This is a genomic window from Veillonella sp. ZSJB6 (assembly GCF_051549505.1).
GTDB lineage: Bacteria > Bacillota > Negativicutes > Veillonellales > Veillonellaceae > Veillonella.
Map to the genome: position 1 here is coordinate 1 of NZ_JBPUGE010000041.1, position 276 is coordinate 276.

1 pseudogene is annotated in these 276 nt (G+C 51.8%); it reads left to right on the forward strand.

The window, feature by feature from the left end:
* Positions 1-82 precede the first annotated feature (82 nt).
* Positions 83-276: pseudogene (locus ACSV5T_RS09820) on the forward strand (Zn-dependent hydrolase); the annotation flags it as partial.

Sequence of the window (276 nt, forward strand, 5' to 3'; positions counted from 1 at the left end):
TAAAGTACCGGCCGGCAACGTCTTGATCGATGGAATTGGCGTTGGGGACGTCGGGAATATCGTCCTCCGTGACCGTCGTCTCTTGTCACAAGACGGTGTCGTCCTCTGTGTCGTCACGTTGAACCGGAAACAGAAGAAATTGATTTCAGGACCTGAACTCATCTCGCGCGGATTCGTCTATATGCGTGAATCCGAAGAGATGATCTCAGAAGCGAACCGCATCGTCACGAAACAGATCGAGAAGAGTCTCCAGGCTGGAAGTGATTGGACCGAGTT